The sequence below is a fragment of the Shewanella frigidimarina NCIMB 400 genome (assembly GCF_000014705.1).
Lineage (GTDB): Bacteria > Pseudomonadota > Gammaproteobacteria > Enterobacterales > Shewanellaceae > Shewanella > Shewanella frigidimarina.
On record NC_008345.1, the window covers coordinates 4,806,293 to 4,826,467 of the forward strand.

At 40.0% G+C, this 20,175-nt stretch carries 17 protein-coding genes; 6 read left to right on the forward strand and 11 right to left on the reverse strand.

Annotated features, from left to right (window positions below; translation table 11 throughout):
• Positions 1-39: 39 nt before the first annotated feature.
• From SFRI_RS20725 to SFRI_RS20740, 4 genes are all read left to right on the forward strand, one after another.
• The gene (locus SFRI_RS20725) at positions 40-387 is read left to right on the forward strand and encodes a hypothetical protein (protein WP_011639434.1); all 348 of its coding nucleotides are present in this window, start codon (positions 40-42) and stop codon (positions 385-387) included.
• A gap of 99 nt (positions 388-486) precedes the next feature.
• Positions 487-1,401 carry a 1,4-dihydroxy-2-naphthoyl-CoA synthase gene (locus SFRI_RS20730; RefSeq protein ID WP_011639435.1) on the forward strand — a complete coding sequence of 305 codons (915 nt, stop codon included), beginning with the start codon at positions 487-489 and terminating at the stop codon, positions 1,399-1,401.
• Between the two features lie 197 nt (positions 1,402-1,598).
• Positions 1,599-1,820, forward strand: coding sequence for a DUF2061 domain-containing protein (locus SFRI_RS20735; protein ID WP_011639436.1), 222 nt, complete (start codon positions 1,599-1,601; stop codon positions 1,818-1,820).
• Between the two features lie 778 nt (positions 1,821-2,598).
• Positions 2,599-4,200 carry a methyl-accepting chemotaxis protein gene (locus tag SFRI_RS20740; protein WP_011639437.1) on the forward strand — a complete coding sequence of 534 codons (1,602 nt, stop codon included), beginning with the start codon at positions 2,599-2,601 and terminating at the stop codon, positions 4,198-4,200.
• Positions 4,201-4,218: 18 nt separating this feature from the next.
• On the opposite strand, the gene SFRI_RS20745 is transcribed toward SFRI_RS20740, so the two are convergent.
• From SFRI_RS20745 to SFRI_RS20755, 3 genes are all read right to left on the reverse strand, one after another.
• Positions 4,219-5,064 (reverse strand): PepSY-associated TM helix domain-containing protein, encoded by an 846-nt coding sequence (locus tag SFRI_RS20745; protein WP_341853340.1) that lies wholly within the window; start codon positions 5,062-5,064, stop codon positions 4,219-4,221.
• The gene (locus SFRI_RS20750; protein ID WP_011639439.1) at positions 5,022-5,552 is read right to left on the reverse strand and encodes an FMN-binding protein; all 531 of its coding nucleotides are present in this window, start codon (positions 5,550-5,552) and stop codon (positions 5,022-5,024) included. The genes SFRI_RS20745 and SFRI_RS20750 overlap by 43 nt, the downstream gene beginning before the upstream one ends.
• A 114-nt stretch (positions 5,553-5,666) precedes the next feature.
• Positions 5,667-6,842 (reverse strand): porin, encoded by a 1,176-nt coding sequence (locus tag SFRI_RS20755; RefSeq protein WP_011639440.1) that lies wholly within the window; start codon positions 6,840-6,842, stop codon positions 5,667-5,669.
• Between the two features lie 546 nt (positions 6,843-7,388).
• Between SFRI_RS20755 and SFRI_RS20760 the strand changes: the two genes are divergently transcribed.
• Together SFRI_RS20760 and SFRI_RS20765 are read left to right on the forward strand one after the other, a co-directional pair.
• A complete protein-coding gene (locus tag SFRI_RS20760; protein WP_011639441.1) occupies positions 7,389-8,054 on the forward strand; it encodes a class I SAM-dependent methyltransferase in 666 nt (221 codons plus the stop codon).
• Positions 8,055-8,542: 488 nt separating this feature from the next.
• The gene (locus SFRI_RS20765; RefSeq protein WP_011639442.1) at positions 8,543-9,736 is read left to right on the forward strand and encodes a class I SAM-dependent rRNA methyltransferase; all 1,194 of its coding nucleotides are present in this window, start codon (positions 8,543-8,545) and stop codon (positions 9,734-9,736) included.
• A gap of 166 nt (positions 9,737-9,902) precedes the next feature.
• On the opposite strand, the gene SFRI_RS20770 is transcribed toward SFRI_RS20765, so the two are convergent.
• The 8 genes from SFRI_RS20770 to atpD form a co-directional block, all read right to left on the reverse strand.
• Positions 9,903-10,241: a DUF805 domain-containing protein gene (locus tag SFRI_RS20770; RefSeq protein ID WP_011639443.1), complete on the reverse strand. Its 339-nt coding sequence runs from the start codon at positions 10,239-10,241 to the stop codon at positions 9,903-9,905.
• A gap of 148 nt (positions 10,242-10,389) precedes the next feature.
• Complete coding sequence (locus SFRI_RS20775; protein WP_011639444.1) at positions 10,390-11,451, reverse strand: type I restriction endonuclease; 1,062 nt, start codon at positions 11,449-11,451, stop codon at positions 10,390-10,392.
• A 141-nt stretch (positions 11,452-11,592) separates the two neighbouring features.
• Positions 11,593-13,422 (reverse strand): glutamine--fructose-6-phosphate transaminase (isomerizing), encoded by a 1,830-nt coding sequence (gene glmS, locus SFRI_RS20780; RefSeq protein WP_011639445.1) that lies wholly within the window; start codon positions 13,420-13,422, stop codon positions 11,593-11,595.
• A 37-nt stretch (positions 13,423-13,459) separates the two neighbouring features.
• Positions 13,460-14,230 (reverse strand): DeoR/GlpR family DNA-binding transcription regulator, encoded by a 771-nt coding sequence (locus SFRI_RS20785; RefSeq protein WP_011639446.1) that lies wholly within the window; start codon positions 14,228-14,230, stop codon positions 13,460-13,462.
• Between the two features lie 186 nt (positions 14,231-14,416).
• Positions 14,417-16,510, reverse strand: a complete 2,094-nt coding sequence (locus tag SFRI_RS20790; RefSeq protein WP_011639447.1) for a TonB-dependent receptor — start codon at positions 16,508-16,510, stop codon at positions 14,417-14,419.
• Positions 16,511-16,779: 269 nt separating this feature from the next.
• Complete coding sequence (gene glmU, locus SFRI_RS20795; RefSeq protein WP_011639448.1) at positions 16,780-18,144, reverse strand: bifunctional UDP-N-acetylglucosamine diphosphorylase/glucosamine-1-phosphate N-acetyltransferase GlmU; 1,365 nt, start codon at positions 18,142-18,144, stop codon at positions 16,780-16,782.
• A gap of 148 nt (positions 18,145-18,292) precedes the next feature.
• On the reverse strand, positions 18,293-18,721 hold the full coding sequence (locus tag SFRI_RS20800; RefSeq protein ID WP_011639449.1) for a F0F1 ATP synthase subunit epsilon: 429 nt from the start codon (positions 18,719-18,721) through the stop codon (positions 18,293-18,295).
• A gap of 36 nt (positions 18,722-18,757) precedes the next feature.
• Positions 18,758-20,149: a F0F1 ATP synthase subunit beta gene (gene atpD / locus SFRI_RS20805; protein ID WP_011639450.1), complete on the reverse strand. Its 1,392-nt coding sequence runs from the start codon at positions 20,147-20,149 to the stop codon at positions 18,758-18,760.
• Positions 20,150-20,175 lie beyond the last annotated feature (26 nt).

Consider the following 20,175-nt stretch of genomic DNA (forward strand, 5'->3'; position numbering starts at 1 on the left):
GCTTATTATATAGGTAATAACACATTATTGGATAAAAAGATGAGAGGCTGGATAGGATTAGCAATAATCGCGGGGGTTATTTATTATTTCGCGACAGAAACAGACAAGCTTGATAAGCCCATTAATGACATTAAAACGATGTTTACTAAGGCAGATAAAAAGCTTGATTCGATGACTGGTACAAAAATCACTAAAATAGATAAACACATTCCACAAATTAAAACGGAAATTTATGAGCGTTTATCGACAATTGAAATTCGTGAATTAGATGGTGTATTTACCAGTAATGAAGCAATTAGCGAGTTTAAAAGCCAATACTGCCATAGTAGTGCTCGCCACCCTGTTTTTACTAAAGACAATCTGCAATTTATTTGCGATAAAATCTAATAACTCGAGATCGTTAACGATTTTATGGTAACGAATTGACCTAAGTATCAAATAAGCCTAGCCTTTGTGTAATATCTGCAATAGGGGCTAGGTTTTTTTATGACACAATCACAAGCTGAATCGGTATCTGACATCTTTGACCCTGAGTTATGGGATCTTGTCGAAGGATTCAATTTTGAAGACATCACTTACCACCGCGCAAAATCTCAAGGCACGGTGCGTATCGCAATAAACAGGCCTGATTGCCTTAATTCATTTCGCCCTAAAACGGTAGACGAACTCTATACAGCTTTAGACCATGCTAGACAATGGTCCGATGTAGGTTGTGTACTCATTACAGGCAATGGACCATCAGCAAAAGGTCAGTACTCATTTTGCGCAGGCGGCGATCAGCGTATTCGTGGTAAAGATGGCTATAAATATGAAGGTGCTGAAGAAGGCACACCTGATGTCGCTCGCATGGGGCGTCTGCATATATTAGAAGTGCAGCGAATGATCCGCTTCATGCCTAAAGTGGTCATTGCGGTTGTACCTGGCTGGGCTGTGGGTGGTGGACATAGTTTACATGTGGTTTGTGATTTAACGTTGGCGTCAAAAGAACATGCTGTTTTCAAGCAAACCGACCCTGATGTAGGCAGTTTTGACTCCGGATATGGCAGTGCTTATTTAGCCAAGATGATTGGTCAGAAGCGTGCCCGCGAAATCTTCTTTCTTGGGTTTAATTACTCTGCAGAAGAGGCATTTAATATGGGTATGGTAAACCGCGCCATTCCACATGCCGAACTGGAAACAGAAGCCTTAGCCTGGGCCAAAGAGATTAATTCTAAATCCCCCACTGCAATGCGTATGCTTAAATATGGCTTTAATATGGCTGATGATGGTTTGGTTGGCCAACAATTGTTTGCCGGTGAAGCAACACGCTTAGCCTATGCTAGTGAAGAAGCTCAAGAAGGTCGTGATGCCTTTTTAGAAAAACGAGATCAAGACTTTTCACGTTTCCCGTGGCATTACTAATCACAATATCTGTTGTAATCGCCTGAATTAATTCATATTATTAACTGTAATGGAAGGCCATTCTTAGGGCCTTTATTGTTTTCAATATTAAAAATCACAAACGTAATCGAAATTTTCATTTGCAATAATCGAATCAACCCTCTTTACATGATAATGAGAACTGTTATCATTTAAATAAATCAAACAGGGGATTCATCATGAAAAAGACAATCAGCTTTGCCATTTTACACTTCAGTGTGGCTTTTACGATTACCTACCTATTAACCGGTAGTATTATTATCGGTGGTACCATTGCCCTGCTTGAGCCTGCCGTCAATACAGTTGTGTTCTACTTCCATGACAAAGTGTGGAAAAATATTGAGTTGAAAAAGATGCAACAAACTGAAATAACATCTGAGTCAATACAGCTTGTGAGCTAGGATGATGCTGACATTGATAACCATCATCTGACTAACATATGCTTGTTGCTATACAATGCGAGTTTAACGATAGCAATATCGTAAGCGGCAAGATTTGCCAGCCTAATACGTATTGACCTTATAACTCAATAGGACTGTTTGCGAATAACCTGCATAGTTAAACAGGTAAGCATACAGACCACACTGTACAAGCTGCATATATTTAGACGACTGAACTACGATTAGACCTAATGCTAATATTGTAAAGCTCTCAAATACAAAACATCAAAAGTTAATATCGTAATTAACGAAGATTTGATGACTTGCCACTGCAGGATTACCACCATGCAGTGTTGAAACAACATGAACGCCACCTTCCAATATCCTTATCACCAGCACTGACTATCAAACAAATGCAGATGCAGACTACAACCAATAACATGTATGGTTAATTTGAATTTGTAATCGCGATTATGCATCTGTTCAAGCTATTGTTTATCTGTTTCAACGTTATTAAGACAATCTATCAATAGAATAATTAATCATGCTCGCCAAGATATAAGCACAACACTAGGCTATTATTGACACGAGTATGTACAAATTAGAGTCGATAGTCCTTTTGGCCACTAATCAGCTTATATTCACAATAAACGCAACTAGCATAATTTAACGATTCCTAATCAAGAATGTTAATACTGTGCCGATATGTTTAACATTAGAATAAAATGAACATAACTTCTCTTGTATCCGGTCTTAGTAACAATGAGATCAAAAAATGACCCGATTAAGGTATTAACCCATGTTTAACGCTTTTAATACTATCAAAGCTCGTATTCTACTAGGCTATGCAGCTATTTTATTAATGACCCTAGTGGCTGCTGTTTTACTCAATAACAGTAACCAAACCGTAAAACAAGAAGTCGGTGGGTTTGTTGATGGCACATTACCAGCGCTTAACAGCATTACAAGGGTGCAAAGCCTTGCCAAAGAATTAGTATTAATGGGTTATTCTTTATATGGCACAACTATCGATGTTACAGAATTTAGCCTGAATAAAGTTAAACTAGAAAAAAGCCTTAACGAGCAATATCAACAATTAAATACCGTAACATCTACCCAATTAATGCCACAAATTGACGCGCTTAACGCCGCGTTATCGGCACTTGAAAACACCATGAGCAAATCATCGGTAGATTGGGACAATGCCCGTAATCATTTAAGCACATTAAATAACAGTGCTAACGAGCTCAAAGATCGTCTAGATGTTCTTGCTGAGGAGATCTCAACTCAAGCCAACCTTAATGCGATGAACATTCAAAATGAACTTGGCCATAATACTATGCTAATTTTTGTATTAGTCGGGCTCATGTTGGTTGTGGCTGCTGGGGCTTACTTAGCAGCACAAAAACAAATTGCTACGCCGATTCAGCAACTATCAAACGACCTCACCCGCATTGCCCAAAATCGTAATTTGAAAGCTAAATTATCTGATGAATGTATCGTTGAAATTAGTAATGTGGCCACCAGTATTAATGGCCTAATTAACGTATTCCGTTTAGGGATGAATGAAGTACATGATGCCATCGCCAGTATTAGCCAAACCGTTGCCCAATTAAGTAACACTACAGGTAAATCATCAGCATCTGTGGATGAGCTTCAACACACTATTGTGAGTTTAGTGGATGTAATGTCGCAACTTGAGCAACAAATGGAGCAAAGTGTCGAACACTCGCAAAGTGCTTCAGACTCTGCTCAGCAAGGTGCGCAAAGTATGGTTGAAGGGCAAAAAGAAGTTAAACAAACAGCAGACAGCATTAGCGTACTGGCTCAAGACATTGAAACAACCGCCAGTATGTTACTAACACTGCAAAATTCAGGTAAACAAGTAGCGACAGTGGTTAAAACCATTGCCGATATTGCCTCACAAACAAATTTATTATCATTGAATGCAGCCATTGAAGCGGCTAGAGCTGGTGAAACCGGAAGAGGTTTTGCGGTTGTTGCTGATGAAGTTAGAACGCTAGCCTTACGCACGCATAATTCAACAGTAGAAATAAATACAATGCTGGCCAATATTGTCGATTCAATTCAATCTGCGGTCGACAATATGGCATCAAACCAACAAAAAGCACAACACTCAGTATCATTAGCAAATCAGTTAGTGATAACGCTTGAACAGAGCCGCCAACTTATTTTGTCTCTTGCTACCGTCAGTCAAGAATCTGCCATGTTAGCACAAGCTTCACAGCAGCAAGCGAATACCGTTAAACTTAAAGTGCAAGATTTCACGCTATTAGGTGAGTCAGTTTCTGAGGGTAATCATCAAATTAGCGAGGCTGGTAATTTGTTGAGTAATTTAGCTGACAAGCTAACCGACACAGTTGAGCAATTTGAACGCTAAACATAGTTATTGAATAGACTATCTCGGTGGTTTTTGTTTTAACCAAATCCAAAAACCGCTGAGAGATACCATTAACAATGCTAGCGCAAATAAGTCCCACAACCAAACCGTTAAATGACCAAATAAACGTCCACTATGTAAATCGAGTATCACACGTTGCCAATGCAAATTAGCACTGCGAGCAAGATTAACAACCTCTTTGTCCACAACTTCACTTTCACTCAGCCAAGTGACTGGCGTTGTTAACGGCGCAATAGCTTGCCAATCGATGAGTTGTTCGTCGGCTTGATAAACGCCATTGTCGGTATTTAACCACACCCGCCCATCTACAATCGCTAGCGCTAACAAACCAGATGGAAGACCTGTGCTGGCATTTTGAGTTTCTTGCAATTGACCAAGATCATTAAACAAATACAATTGCTGTGCATCTATGGCCACCAGCATGTTATCGACATAGCTGGCACTGATTAAGGTCGTATTTGCCTCTAAAATCATATGTTGGTTTTGCCACAACAAATTATCGGTAATATATAATGCAGACGGTGCAATACCAAACTGAGCAACATGAGAAGGTGCAGCAATACCATAATAATCAAGCAACCACGACTGGGTAACTGGTGTTTGGTCTAAACCAAAATCATCGCTGTGGTTTATTGCTACGCCTGTAAGCACTAACAATAAGATAAACAATGCACTCACTAATCCTAAGCGACGATGCCAAGGACGAAGGGCTCGCAAAATCTTAAGTCTAAAACGGTTACGTCGAGATGTTTTAGTCACACTAACCTGCTTGAAATGATCCGCTTGAATTGAAACGTGGCTTAGTGCACCACATGCGCATGAAGTAATAATGCAATGCGCGATAACTTAGTTAACGCTCTTACTGATAATGTCGCACCAGTAATCCCGTCTATATGCTTATCAAGCTGATGTTGATCATCTAACTTGGCCAGCTTAAATTGGTCTGTAAAAAAATCATGACGAACCTCGTCACCGCGACTTTCACGATAAACCAACACTTTAGTCCGCACAATTTGATGGTCTTTAATATGAATAGCGACCGTAATCGGCGACTCTTTGCCTATTTCGTCCATTATCCAAACGGTTTCATCATTGTGTTGCCAGTAGCGCATACGCATTTTATTAAAACGATGGGCTAAAATAGCTTCTATGGCTTGCTTTAGATCATCGTCTAACCACAACACTTTAGACTCGCCAGCATTGCCATTAAATGCTTGGTTAATAAAGGCGTCATTTGACTGATACTGTGTTGCTACAGCACTAAACGCCGACGAATAAACAGCTAATCCCATCATAAATAGCATCAAATATGATCGTAATATTGCCTGCATATCAATCCTTAGCCAAGAGTAAAAATAAGGGTGCCGACAATATACACTGTTGGCACCCATAATTTTACCGATAATCTGTTTTATCGGAGTGTCTTTTTACTGAATGCTCAGCAATTAGAACTGGTAACCAACACCTAGGTTGAAACCGTCTGAATCTGCAGCTCCACCAATGTTTTCGTAATCAGCTTTAAACACTACGTTTTCGTGTAACCAGTAGTTAACACCCACGTTGGTTTGTTTTTTCTTGGTGTCAGCGCTATCACCGGCATTGTTGTCCCACTCGTTATAACGAGCAAACACACCAAACTGTTCATTAATGCGGTAAGAAGGCTCAATATAGAAACCATTTTGCTTATCGCGACCTAATGCTTCAGCTTCTTTACCATCAATATCCCACTGGGCGAATAAAGCCTTAACAGTAAAGTTTTCAATGCTGTAAATAGCGTGTGCGGTTAACAATGTAGCAGAAGCGCTATCAACACCAGCAGTACCTTGAGTTAAGTCAGACTGGTACTGAACCGTGGCAGCTAATTCTAAACCCGGTACTGCAGTGTATTTTACACGACCGGTATAAGCTAAATCTTCGCCTTTTGCTTCAGATACTTTTTGACGACCGTTACGGATTTTATAGCCTGAGCTTTCATCCAAATACAAACCAGATGTCACTGCAGTGTCAAACGCTAAACCTGGAGCCGCTTTAATATTAAGGTTTAAACCACCTTCCCACCATGTTGCAGGAATAATGTCTTTTTCTACTGGGTTACGCTCAACACCGTAAAATACTGTTGGTTCGTGAGTTTCGTTGATAATACCCACTGGCATTAAAAATAAACCTGCTTTAGCGGTAAGCATCTCATTAAAGTCGTGCTCGATATAAGCTTGCTCTAACTCAACTTCGCCTTTTTTACTCTCACCGGCAATTGAGTGCTCAACTTCTAGTTCAGAGAAAAAACGAGTAGTGCTGTTAAACTCGTGACCTACAAATAAAACGAAACGGTGGAAGTCGAATTCTTTCTTGTCGGTACCCGTTTGGTTATTGCTAATGTTGTTATAGTGTAATTCACCATAACCACCAATAGTGGTTGCCGACTTGCTTGATGCAGTTGCTTCTACTACATCTGCAGTAGTTTCTACACGCTTTTCAGTTTGCTCAAGACGCTTTTCAAGATCTTTAAGCACTTTCTGCTGCTGCTCAATAATCTGGCGTAGTTCCGTTGTTTCGTCAGAAGCCATAGCTTGATTACTAGCCAAAAGACTAAATAGTGTTGCAGCAATTAACGTTTTTTTCATATTCCATCCCAATTAGATAATGTGAACAATCTTGAAGCTGTGTAAATAAATGTAAATTTTCGTGAATTATACATAACGAATATGTTAATGCAAACCATTATCATTAAGTTTATGATGCGTATGTCACATATTTAATAAGCTAAAATTACAGTTAAATATCACAACAGAAACAATCATTGATAAAAAATGTTCAAACTGATGACGGGCCTGAATTATATTCTGAATTGATATAAATGGTTTTTTTGAAGAAACTATAGAGGTGCCAATCTGGTGCAATAATGAGGAAAATCAAGCTGTTTACGTTGGTTTCTTCCGTTATGAAGGAATTAATGTTTGAATAGATCAGTAGTCCAATTGAATTCCAAAGCGTAGTTAAAAATACAATACTATGATGCTTTTAACAAAAATATGAGTCGAATAAAACCTGACCGTTAGTTAAATACATTGCCTTTCTAACGAACTGCTATAACCTAACTAAAACCTCTTCGTTTTGTCATTTATTTGTCCTCGATAGCTGGCTGAGCGCTCAATTTTTGAGACGGCCCAATGACAGCTCTACGCTTAAGCTACCAAACAGTTGAATTTGGTGACATAGATGTTCATCTATGTACTTTACGTAATAATCAAGAATTTTATGACCCTACAGGCATAGCTGAAAAACTCGGAATATCCTCTGCGAGCTGGCCTATTTTTGGCATTGTATGGCCATCAAGTTTAGTGCTGGCTAACTATATGTTGGATTACAAAACCGAAGGTAAAAGAATTCTAGAAATAGGCTGTGGAATAGCGCTATCAAGCTTACTTCTTAACGAAAAACATGCCGATATAACCGCAACCGACTATCACCCAGAAGTTGAGCAGTTCCTTAATCGAAACACAAAACTCAACAATGGTAAAAACATTGCTTTTGAGCGAGTAGATTGGGCCAATGATACCAGCAAGCTGGGACTCTTTGATGTCATCATCGGCAGTGATTTATTGTACGAAGATGAGCATGTGCAGTTATTGGCTTATTTTATTAAAAACCATGCCAGTGAAAAATGTGACGTCATTATCGTAGACCCAGGCCGAGGCCGAAAAAATAAACTCAGTGTAAAATTAGCAGAGTTCGGTTTTATCAGCAGCCATTTTAAACCAATACACACCGACTATTTAGCACTGCCCTTTAAAGGCTACATTCTGGTTTTTTCGCGTGGTAATGTCATTGCCTAATCAAGTATCATTGTCACTATCTAGTACCAATAATCAGTGTGTTCAAATACTGGGGGTCAGCAACGCTTAGCATCGTTGCCGCTGAATGCTTGTTGGGTTGTTTTAGCTGTGAGCAAAAGCATCTCGTTAATCAGTCGATCATCACTATCATTACAAATATGTAGCCATACTTGATTGTGCATCAACCTTTAAGCTCACTCCAACTCAACAAAAAACCGTTAATACATGATGGAATAAACAATAATTATTAATTCAATCATCAGAATTGACGTTAACCATACAACTCTAGGCTTACCATTTAATTATTTGTCAGGTTTTTAGGCTCAAAACAGGCTATGATCCCACTTCGTCGCCCCCAGGCTAATGCATTCAATTATTGAGTCATTACCCCCAAGTAAATAATGAATTACGATTAGGTTTATATGCCATCGTTATCGGGAGCGCGGTAACTCTTTTTACCCCTTTTATACTTTACATTAGGCAATACCATGGCTATCAGAATTAAACTTAAACCTGGCCGCGAACGTTCGTTAGAGCGTCGCCACCCTTGGATATTTTCCAATGGAATTCACAACGTCAATGGCGGAAAACCGCAAGCTGGTGACACTGTTGAAGTAGTGGCGCACGACGGGCATTGGCTCGGACGCGGTGCCTGGTCGCCAGAATCTCAAATCCAAGTGCGGATATGGACCTTCGACAAAGAAGAAACTATCGATGCCGATTTTTTCGCCCGACGCATTAAAAGAGCCCAAGCGGGTCGTGATGATTTGATCCGCGAACAAGGTCTAACGGGCTATCGCTTAATTGCCGCTGAATCGGACGGTTTACCCGGTATCACCATAGACCGTTATGCCAATGTTCTGGTATGTCAGTTATTGAGTACTGGTGCTGAAAAGTGGCGCGATACTATCGTTGAGCAACTGGTTCTTCAATATCCGGACTGCGCGGTCTATGAGCGTTCAGATGTTGACTCAAGAAAGAAAGAAGGCTTAGTTCCTGTAGTAGGATTACTGCACGGGGAGTTACCTGCTATGCCCGTGATCATCGAAGAAAATGGTATTAAGATTGCCGTCGATGTTGTTAAAGGTCATAAAACAGGTTTCTATCTGGATCAACGTGACAACCGTGCCATGGCAGCCCGTTTTGTCAAAGGTAAATCAGTGCTTAACTGCTTCTGTTACACCGGTACTTTTGGCTTGTATGCTGCCAAAGCTGGCGCTGCGAGTATTGAAAACGTCGATGTATCAACCTTAGCGCTGCAAACTGCTCGCGATAATATGGCCATTAACAACCTTAATGATGACCATGTAAATTATAACGAAGCTGACGTATTCAAATTACTACGCCAGTACCGAGATGAAGGTAAAACCTTTGATGTTATTGTCTTAGACCCGCCTAAATTTGCCGACAATAAGTCACAACTCGATGGCGCATGTCGCGGTTATAAAGACATCAATATGATTGCGATGCAATTACTTAATCCAGGCGGAATATTACTGACGTTCTCGTGTTCAGGCTTAATGCAGTCAGACCTATTCCAAAAAGTGGTTGCCGATGCTGCACTTGATGCCAAGCGTGAAGTGCAATTTATTGAACGCATGCACCAAGCAAGCGACCACCCAATTAGTAGCGCATTCCCAGAAGGTTATTACCTCAAAGGACTCGTTGCTCGCGTTTGGTAACAGCTAAATGGATCTAATCAAAAAGGGAACAGTATCTGTTCCCTTTTTGATTCTATAAACATCGCGATCAGCTCAATGACGCCTTGTACCGCTAATACCTACCACACAATCAAAACGCGTTTAAGTCAACATGAGTATTAGCGGCATCACGATATCTTGATCTGTTTTATGTTGGAACACCCAATTTAGGGTTAACACCGTAATCATTTGCATCATGGCTGTCTTGGGCCAAGAAAACAATCAGAACGATTAAGCCAATGAGTGGAATTAATAGTATTAATTGCCACCAGCCAGAACGGCCTGTGTCATGTAACCTTCTAGCTGCAATACTCAGACTTGGAACTAATAACGCAAGACTCACTATCATTGAAATAGTCTCTAAACCAAGTACAGCTATGACAATATTGATAATGGTATAAACAAGTATAAACATCCAATATTCTTTTCTTCGCGCTCGACCAGTGAAATCAGCATACTTTTTTAACGCGCCTACAAAATAATCCATTCAGAACCTTCCTTGTTGTTGATGAAAATTAACCATGTATTAGCAGAATATCGAAAAACACTCTAGAAATGTTTTATTAATACAACATTTATAATACTTTTAATAACTTACCAGCACATTTAAGGTAAATCAATCATCCTTTAATTACTTACTCGTAGTATGCTGTCATTTTTAATAGTTCATCACTAAAATCGAAAATTTGATCTAACGTTTCAATTGGATATCTTATTTCATTTTTATCAGAATCAAATAAACCAATATACTTTTGTTTAGCATTGAAGTGTAAACGACATAGAGGTTTACGGTTGTTATCATCCAATAACACCCCGAAATAGCTTTGGGTATCTCTAGCAATAATTCGACTCGCATCTACATTTTTTCTTAAAATTGCTTTAACAATATTAAAGCCTTCAACTTCATCGTTCGTAGTCACTATTTTAGGTTTTTCATCATCTAGAAGACACTTCTCCTCATCTTCTATTTTCGAGATTTGTTCATCTCCAATGGCAGATTTTAACCTTTCGTTGATACTGTCACTTAAAAATTGCCTTAATGCTTTTTTAGTTATTTCAGTAAACTGCTGTTTTACTTTTGGGGTAAGAACACCATCGTAGGTCCTTGCAGCAAAGAACTTTATAAACTCTTCTTCAGGGTCTTTAAACTGCTCGTTTAATAGCTTTTTAATTTGATTTAAATACTTTAACTCTCCAGCAGCATTTACTATGGATTCAACATCAAATGAAGACTTAGTCAATTTCTTAAGTTCAGGGATTAAATGCTCATCTATATTTAATAAATCTAACGTTAAAAACGGTTTTTCATCCATTTTGTTAGGAGCATCTAAATCAGTAAAAAATTGATATTCTGTTCCGTTAGTCAGAATGGCTAAACGAGAGTTTGTAACAGAGAAATATCTAAATAATTGTCCTGCATGCTTAATTGATAGCTTTTCACCGTATTTTTTACATTCTATAAGAATTTGTACTTCACCATCTTTAACTAAAGCGTAGTCAACTTTCTCGCCTTTTTTAGTCGCTATATCAGCCGTAAATTCAGGGATGACTTCATTAGGGTTAAAGACATCATAACCAAGCACGGTATGAAGAAATGGCATAATTAACGCATTTTTGGTTGCTTCCTCAGTGTATAAACTGGCAGCTATTTGGGGAATTCGTTTTGCTAAAACATCTATTCGTTCAATAAAATCCATCTTATCGACCTCATGTTAATAAATAATATAACTCCTATTTCAAGTTAGCAGATAAAAACCAAATACCATAATGCTTTTTGTATAAAAAACGGACAATAAAAAAGGCTTCAAAAGAAGCCTTTTTGTAAAAAATTCAGAACCTTATTCAACAGTAACCGATTTAGCCAAATTTCGAGGTTGGTCTACGTCGGTACCTTTAATTAATGCCACATGATATGACAATAATTGTAATGGAATGGTGTAAATCAACGGTGCCATGAACTCATCGCAGTGTGGCACTGGAATGACTTTCATAGTCTCATCTGACTCAAACTCAGCATCAACATCGGCAAACACATACATTAGTCCACCACGAGCACGCACTTCTTCAACGTTTGATTTAAGCTTTTCGAGTAATTCATTGTTCGGTGCAACCACGATAACTGGCATATCTGCATCAATCAAGGCTAATGGACCGTGCTTTAACTCACCAGATGCGTAAGCTTCAGCGTGAATATATGAAATCTCTTTTAGCTTTAATGCACCTTCCATCGCGATTGGGTATTGATCACCACGACCTAAGAATAATGCATGTTGCTTGTCGGCAAAGTCTTCTGCTAATTCTGCAATTGCATCATTTAAGCCAAGCGCTTGTTCCACTTTAGCTGGCATTGATAACAAGCTTTGAGTAATAGCGGCTTCCATGTCGCTAGACATGCCATTATGACGACCAATAACTGTTGTTAACATTAACAAGCCAGCAAGTTGTACAGTAAAGGCTTTAGTTGATGCAACACCAATTTCTACGCCAGCTTTCATCATGTAAGCCATGTCAGATTCACGTACTAACGATGAACCTGCTGAGTTACAAATAGTTAAAGTGGCTTTGTAGCCCATTTCTTTTGCTAGGCGCATTGCAGCTAACGTATCTGCTGTTTCACCAGATTGTGAAATAGTCACTAACAAGCTATTTGGGAACAGGTGCGACTTGCGGTAACGGAACTCAGATGCAATTTCAACATTACACGATACGCCAGCCCAATCTTCTAACCAGTAACGCGCAGCCATACCAGCATGGTAACTGGTACCACAGGCAATAATTTGTACATGTTTAATGTCTTTTAAAAATTCAGCGGCATTTTCACCAAAAGCTGAATCTAAAACCTTACCACCCGCAATACGACCTTCTAAAGTATGTGCAATTGCCGTTGGTTGTTCGTAAATCTCTTTTAACATGTAGTGACGGTATTCGCCTTTGTCACCTGCATCATGAGTCACTTCCGACTCTTTCATTTCGCGCTGAACTGCATTGCCATTAATATCAAAAATGTTAACTTCGCGACGCGTAATTTCTGCAACATCACCTTCTTCTAAAAAGGCAAATGAACGTGTTACAGGTAGTAATGCTAATTGATCTGAGGCAACAAAATTTTCACCTAAACCATAACCAATGACTAATGGGCTTCCGCTACGGGCAACAACCATGCGTTCGCTATCACGACGGTCGATAACAACTGTACCGTAGGCACCTTCAAGCTGTTTTACTGTCGCTTGTACTGCCACTAATAAGGTAGCAGCTGTTTTTAGTTCATGATGAACAAGGTGACAAATAACTTCGGTGTCTGTGTCAGATGAAAATACGTAACCTAAACCTTTTAGCATCTCGCGCAATTTGCTGTGGTTTTCAATAATACCGTTATGAACAACAGCAATATCACCTTCAGATAAATGTGGATGTGCATTGCGTTCGCTTGGCTCACCATGAGTTGCCCAACGAGTATGGGCAATACCAGTGCCGCCGCTTAACGGTGCAGCATCTAGTGCCGATGACAACTCTTGTACTTTACCAACACGGCGAGTACGGCTTAACTCACCTTGATGGATAACAGCAACACCAGCTGAGTCATAACCACGGTATTCTAGACGACGTAAGCCTTCTACTAAAATTTCTGCAACATCCCTTTGCGCCACTGCGCCTACGATTCCACACATGTTTGTTGTTCCCTTTACTGTTTCAATTTAATTTTGTTTACTTAGCGTATGGTGCGAGGATTACTCTGACACCATGTGCTGCAATAGTGTTAACGGCTTCTTGGGTGATGTTGTCGTCGGTAACTAAGACATTAACCACATCCCAAGGTAATTCTAGATTAGGGATCCGTCGGCCAATTTTAGTCGACTCTAATAACACCACGACTTCACGAGACATTTCAGCCATTACTTTACTTAAGCCGGTTAGTTCGTTAAATGTGGTGGTGCCACGATCGAGGTCGATACCATCGGCACCGATAAAAAGTTGGTCGAAGTTATATGACCGTAATACTTGCTCTGCCACTTGGCCCTGAAAAGACTCCGAATGTGGGTCCCAGGTGCCACCGGTCATCAATAATGTAGGTTCATTTTCAAGTTCATGAATAGCGTTTGCCAGTTGCAGCGAATTAGTCATCACCACCAAGCCACGCTTGTCATTAAGCTGCTGAACAATTCCGGATGTAGTGCTACCACTGTCGATGATGATCCGGTTATGGTCGCGGATCAGCTCAGCGGCTTTAGCGGCAATAGCTTGTTTATTTAATGATAGGTTTTCGCTGACTATTTGGGTCATTTCTTGAGGTACAGGCACCGCACCACCATAACGTCGTAATAATAGTCCATGAGTTTCAAGCATGGCTAAGTCTTTGCGAATAGTGACTTCTGAAGTGGCAAATAGATTCGCCAACTCATCGACACTGACTTCGCCTTGCTCATTAACCAATTTAATGATCGAATGACGACGTTGTTGGGTGTTACGTTTAGTCATTTAAATTAACTATCTTTCATATAAGTTTCGAAACGAAAGATATTTTAGCATCAAATGAAACTTTATCTAGATCTTATCGCTCAAAAATTGAAATAAAAGTACAAAAAAAGCCTCTGACATATGCAGAGGCTTTTAATTGATTAATCAATACACGTTAGTTTTTAAAATATAAAACCTTCGTTAATATTAGAATTTAACTTCGGCGGCAACACTGAAATTACGATCTTGGCCAATGGTGACCATATTATACTGACCACCTTCAATATAGTCGGTATCGAATAGATTTCTGACATTGGCGCGTACACTGACGTCTTTCCCCATAACATCCATAGTATAGGCTGCGCCAATATCGAAACGGATATAACCGTCTTTACTAATACTGTTATCGGTGTTGGCAAAACGCTCACCAACATAGATAGCACCAAAGTTTATCGCAAAGTATTCAGTCATTTCATAGCGAGTCCAGATATTAGCCGACCATTCCGGCGCATCAACAGGTGTTTTACCTTCACGTTCATCACCCGTGTGATATTCAGCATCAAGGTACATCATTGAAGATGTCATGAACCAATCGTCACTTAACTGACCTTGAGCGCCCACTTCAAATCCACGATGTTTCTGCTCACCACCTTGGGTAGTGATATCAGTATAGGAATCTATTGGAGTCGGTAATACTTCAGATATTGTAATATTCTCAACAGTGATATCAAATACAGCCGCAGTGAGTAATAAGCTATCGTCAAACAGTTCCCATTTGGTACCCACTTCGTACTGAATACCATATTCAGGTTTTAAATCCAGTTCATCGTTAACGTCAAATTGATTATTAACAGCACCTTGTGGAGTAAAACTTTTTGAATAGTTAACGTAAATACTGCCATGTTCCATTGGCGAGTAAATAGCCCCAAACTTAGGCGATACCGCATAACTGTTCTGACCTAAGCCGTCTTTCTTTTGCTCGTCATAACGTACACCAGCAAGCAACTTCCAATGTTGGTTTACGGTCATTAAATCTTGTAAATAGAAACCATAATATTTGTATTCGCTCGGATCGCCTTTGCTACTTAGATGATAATCAAGATCAGGCTTAATAACTGGCTGCCCAGGAATAACTGTTTGGCTTGTTCCACGCTGGATCTGTTGTTGATATAAATAATCTAGATAGTTTGCACCTATCAATAACTGGTGTTGAACTCCTGCAAAATCAAACTCGCCAGTAAAATCGATATAAGCGGTTTTATGTTGCCAGTCATCATAGCGATCAAATGGTTTAATGCTGTAACCGTTGCTAAAAGGAGCAGTGGTATATTGTGGCGCAGAGTCGAAACGTTGACGATTGAATTGCTGATCGTTATAACCGGCTTTAATTTTCCAGTCGTCACTAATATGCCAAGTAAGATCTGCACCTAAATTTGAAACCGTATTATCGGTAAAGGCCCAAGGAGCATCCCAAATAGTTTTATTATTGCCTATAACATTACCTTGAGAGTCTAACCAACCACCCGCATCAATACTGGCTTTATCTTGAGTGTGATCGTATTTAACAGATAGCAATACATCATCTGTTAAATCAAATTCCATATTAAGATAACCTAACCAACGATCACGATCTTGGTTTTCTTCTGTGGTTGAATATTCACGCCAATATGTTGTGTCTTGCTTTACTAACACACCACGATATCGAATACTTTGGGCATCATTTAAACTGCCTCCAGCATCAATCTGTGCACGGGTAGAGCCGTAACCATCAGTGTCGACACCTACATTAAGCATAGAATCATAAGTCGGCTTTTTGGTGACCATATTCACCAAACCACCTGGACCAGATTGGCCATACAACATACTAGAAGGACCTTTCAGCACTTCAACTTGTTGTAGAGTTTCAATAGGTTGTATGTAGTGAGACCATTGCTGGTGGCCATTAATTAAATAACCATTACCAGAATCTAATTCAAAGCCACGGATACTGAAAACCTGGCGGTTCCAGCGTGTAGTCCCTGCTGTTACACTTGAATCATTCACTAATACTTCAGCAAGGTTAGTTGCCAATTGTTCATCGGTGACAAAATCAGGGATAACATTGACTGACTGTGGGGTATCCATTAGGTCGATATCACCGCGCATAGCACCAGATGCTGTACCGACTTTATAATCGTTAAAAGTTCGACCCACAACATTAATACGTTCTATGTTTGTATCACTAGATACTTCAGCCATTACCGGCATCGTCATTAATGCTGAACCAACTGCTAAACCTATAACTGAATATTTAAATACCATTTACAACTCCTCAATGAAACCTCTACTCCAACAAACGAGAGTAATATAAATGAGAAGCGTTTCCATTTAAACTTCTTTTTTAATATTTACAATTGACTGTGATATATATCAAAAATATATAGAAACCAATGCATTGAGCCAACATACTAAAATGAATTTAAGCTTAAATTATCTCTTTTTGTGATTTTATTTGGTAAGTTTAATATTCATAATCTTTAAGACAATAAAAAAGCGACCAATGGCCGCTTTAGAATAATCAGTATAAAAATCTACTTTTTAATTTTAATCGGCCGTTGCCAACCCGTAATATGACGCTGTTTAACGCGCGTAATCACCAGTTCATTTTCTGCTACATCTTTGGTTATGGTTGAACCAGCACCTAAAGTAGCATTTTTACCGATTGTCACAGGTGCAACAAGTTGGGTATCGCTACCGACGAATACACCATCTTCAATAGTGGTAATAAACTTATTGGCACCGTCATAGTTACAGGTAATCGTACCGGCACCTATATTAACCCCAGCACCAATTTGTGCATCGCCTAAATAGGCTAAGTGACCAGCTTTAGAACCTTTACCTAATACGCTCTTTTTAATTTCAACAAAGTTACCAATATGAGCATCTTCTTTAAGCTCTGCCCCTGGGCGTAAACGAGCAAAAGGTCCAGCACTGGCAGCTTGTCCAAGCTTAGCGCCTTCAACGATAGTATAAGGTTTAATTTCTGCATTATCGGCAATGTCGCAATCAATCAAAATCGCGCCGGCTCCAATTGTCACGTTATTACCTAAGGTTACTTTACCTTGAAAAATAACGTTAACATCAATCATCACGTCCATACCAACAGACACGTCGCCACGAATATCAATACGAGCAGGGTCGCGTAAATTAGCGCCTTCAAGCATCATTTTTTCAGCAGCTCGAGCTTGATAAGCTCGCTCTAATTGCGCAAGTTGTACGCGGTTATTAGCGCCTTCGACTTCAATAGCTGATTGTGGTTGTGAGGTGGTAATTTCAACACCATCAACATTAGCCATGGCGATAATGTCAGTCAAATAGTATTCGCCTTGAGCATTATTATTAGATAAACGATTTAACCATGCTTTTAACTGCTTACCTGGTACCGCCATAATGCCGGTGTTCACTTCGTTAATAGCTAACTGCTCAGCGTTAGCATCTTTTTGTTCAATAATTCCGACTACTTTACCCTGTTCACGAACGATACGACCATAACCGGTAGGGTTAGGTAAATTGACAGTTAAGATAGCAAGACCATTTGTAGGACGAACAGCCAATAAAGCTTCTAAGGTCGATTGTTGAATTAGCGGCACATCACCATAAAGAATTAATACCGTGTCGTCGTCGTTAATATTTGGGTTAGCTTGGGCAACGGCATGGCCGGTACCGAGTTGTTCTGCTTGCAATACCCAATTTAATGCTTGCTCACCTAAAGCCGCTTGTAATTTATCTGCACCATAGCCATACACTAACTGAATAGCCGATGAACCTAAAGAATTGGCAGTATCGATAACGTGTTGCACCATACTTTTATGGGCAATGGGATGCAGCACTTTAGGCAGATCTGAGCGCATCCGAGTTCCTTTTCCTGCAGCTAAGATCACAACATTTAACGACATTGAGCATTCCTTTATTGAACAGATAGAGATTTGCGGTCATTTTAGCGGAATATCAACCAAAGGGAAAACAAAGGCGCTAAGTTAGTCAGTAATAGGCAATAAAAAAGGCGACTCGTAAGAGTCGCCTTTTAAGCGTCAAATAATCAGATTATCTGGTGATATTTTTCTTGATGCATTCAACAACACGTAATTGAGCCAAAGATTTGGCTAACTCGATTGTAGCAGCTTCATAATTGAAGTCAGTACCGGCATTAGCAATTGCTTGCTCTGCACGTTCTTTGGCTTCTAAAGCAGCTTTTTCATCAATATCATCGGCACGTAATGCTACATCAGCAAGCACTGAAATTGCAGTAGGTTGTACTTCAAGTAAACCACCTGATAAATACAACACTTCTTCACTGCCATCTTGCTTGATAAAGCGCGCCATACCAGGCTTGATTTTTGTCAGTAACGCAACATGGTTAGGCATAATACCTAACTCACCTTCAGCACCATTAACTTCTAAAAAGCTAACTTGGCCATGGAAGATGCTGTTTTCTGCACTAACAATATCAAGTTGGACTGTTTTGGCTGCCATCAAGTTCTCCTTAAAGAACTAAGCTTTACGGCCTAGTTATTTCTTTTTGTTAGCTTTTTCGACAGCTTCATCGATAGAGCCAACCATGTAGAACGCTTGCTCTGGGATGTGATCGAACTCACCATCCAAGATACCCTTGAAGCCACGGATGGTGTCTTTAAGAGAAACGTACTTACCAGGAGAACCAGTGAAGACTTCTGCTACGAAGAAAGGTTGAGATAAGAAACGCTCAATCTTACGTGCTCGGAATACCATGGTTTTGTCATCATCTGACAATTCATCCATACCCAAGATAGCAATAATGTCTTTCAGCTCTTTATAACGCTGTAATACAGTTTGTACACCGTTTGCAACATCATAATGCTCTTGGCCAACAACCTGTGGATCTAACTGACGTGAAGTCGAATCCAATGGGTCAACCGCTGGGTAAATACCCAAAGATGCAATTTGACGAGACAATACAACAGTCGCATCTAAGTGAGCGAAGGTTGTTGCTGGTGACGGATCAGTTAAGTCATCCGCAGGTACATATACTGCTTGTACAGAAGTAATCGAACCAGACTTAGTTGAAGTGATACGTTCTTGAAGAACACCCATCTCTTCAGCTAGTGTTGGCTGATAACCTACTGCAGAAGGCATACGACCTAATAGTGCAGACACTTCAGTACCCGCTAGGGTGTAACGGTAAATGTTGTCCACGAACAACAATACGTCACGACCTTCGTCACGGAACTTTTCAGCGATACTCAGGCCAGTTAACGCTACGCGTAAACGGTTACCTGGAGGCTCGTTCATCTGACCATAAACCATGGCTACTTTGTCTAATACGCCTGAATCTTCCATCTCGTAGTAGAAGTCGTTACCCTCACGAGTACGCTCACCAACACCAGCGAAAACAGAAAGACCAGAGTGAGCTTTAGCGATGTTGTTAATCAGTTCCATCATGTTGACTGTTTTACCAACACCAGCACCACCGAACAGACCGACTTTACCACCTTTAGCGAAAGGACAAACAAGGTCGATAACCTTGATACCTGTCTCTAATAGCTCAGTTGAATTTGACTGATCTTCGTATGAAGGGGCTGCACGGTGAATAACATAACGCTCTTCTTCACCAATAGGACCCGCTTCATCGATAGGCTCACCCAATACGTTCATAATACGGCCAAGGGTTGCAACCCCTACCGGAACAGTAATTGGTGAACCTGAGTTTGCTACCTCTAGACCACGACGCAGACCATCAGAAGAACCCATAGCGATGGTACGAACTACACCACCACCTAGTTGCTGCTGAACTTCCAGCACCAAACCATTACAGGCGCCTTCACCAGTGATCTTCAGAGCGTCATATACTCGAGGTACAGAATCTTGTGGAAACTCTACGTCCACAACCGCGCCAATTACTTGGACAACAGTACCTGTGCTCATGATTAATCCTCTAAACTTGATTTCGT

Coding starts and splice junctions, on each gene's coding strand:
- SFRI_RS20735 (WP_011639436.1), top strand. CDS start 1,599: ATGAAAAAGACAATCAGCTTTGCCATTTTACACTTCAGTGTGGCTTTT.
- SFRI_RS20775 (WP_011639444.1), bottom strand. CDS start 11,451: ATGGATTTTATTGAACGAATAGATGTTTTAGCAAAACGAATTCCCCAA.
- SFRI_RS20760 (WP_011639441.1), top strand. CDS start 7,389: ATGACAGCTCTACGCTTAAGCTACCAAACAGTTGAATTTGGTGACATA.
- SFRI_RS20785 (WP_011639446.1), bottom strand. CDS start 14,230: ATGACTAAACGTAACACCCAACAACGTCGTCATTCGATCATTAAATTG.
- SFRI_RS20725 (WP_011639434.1), top strand. CDS start 40: ATGAGAGGCTGGATAGGATTAGCAATAATCGCGGGGGTTATTTATTAT.
- SFRI_RS20755 (WP_011639440.1), bottom strand. CDS start 6,842: ATGAAAAAAACGTTAATTGCTGCAACACTATTTAGTCTTTTGGCTAGT.
- SFRI_RS20750 (WP_011639439.1), bottom strand. CDS start 5,552: ATGCAGGCAATATTACGATCATATTTGATGCTATTTATGATGGGATTA.
- glmU (WP_011639448.1), bottom strand. CDS start 18,144: ATGTCGTTAAATGTTGTGATCTTAGCTGCAGGAAAAGGAACTCGGATG.
- SFRI_RS20740 (WP_011639437.1), top strand. CDS start 2,599: ATGTTTAACGCTTTTAATACTATCAAAGCTCGTATTCTACTAGGCTAT.
- glmS (WP_011639445.1), bottom strand. CDS start 13,422: ATGTGTGGAATCGTAGGCGCAGTGGCGCAAAGGGATGTTGCAGAAATT.
- SFRI_RS20790 (WP_011639447.1), bottom strand. CDS start 16,510: ATGGTATTTAAATATTCAGTTATAGGTTTAGCAGTTGGTTCAGCATTA.
- atpD (WP_011639450.1), bottom strand. CDS start 20,149: ATGAGCACAGGTACTGTTGTCCAAGTAATTGGCGCGGTTGTGGACGTA.
- SFRI_RS20765 (WP_011639442.1), top strand. CDS start 8,543: ATGGCTATCAGAATTAAACTTAAACCTGGCCGCGAACGTTCGTTAGAG.
- SFRI_RS20730 (WP_011639435.1), top strand. CDS start 487: ATGACACAATCACAAGCTGAATCGGTATCTGACATCTTTGACCCTGAG.
- SFRI_RS20770 (WP_011639443.1), bottom strand. CDS start 10,241: ATGGATTATTTTGTAGGCGCGTTAAAAAAGTATGCTGATTTCACTGGT.
- SFRI_RS20800 (WP_011639449.1), bottom strand. CDS start 18,721: ATGGCAGCCAAAACAGTCCAACTTGATATTGTTAGTGCAGAAAACAGC.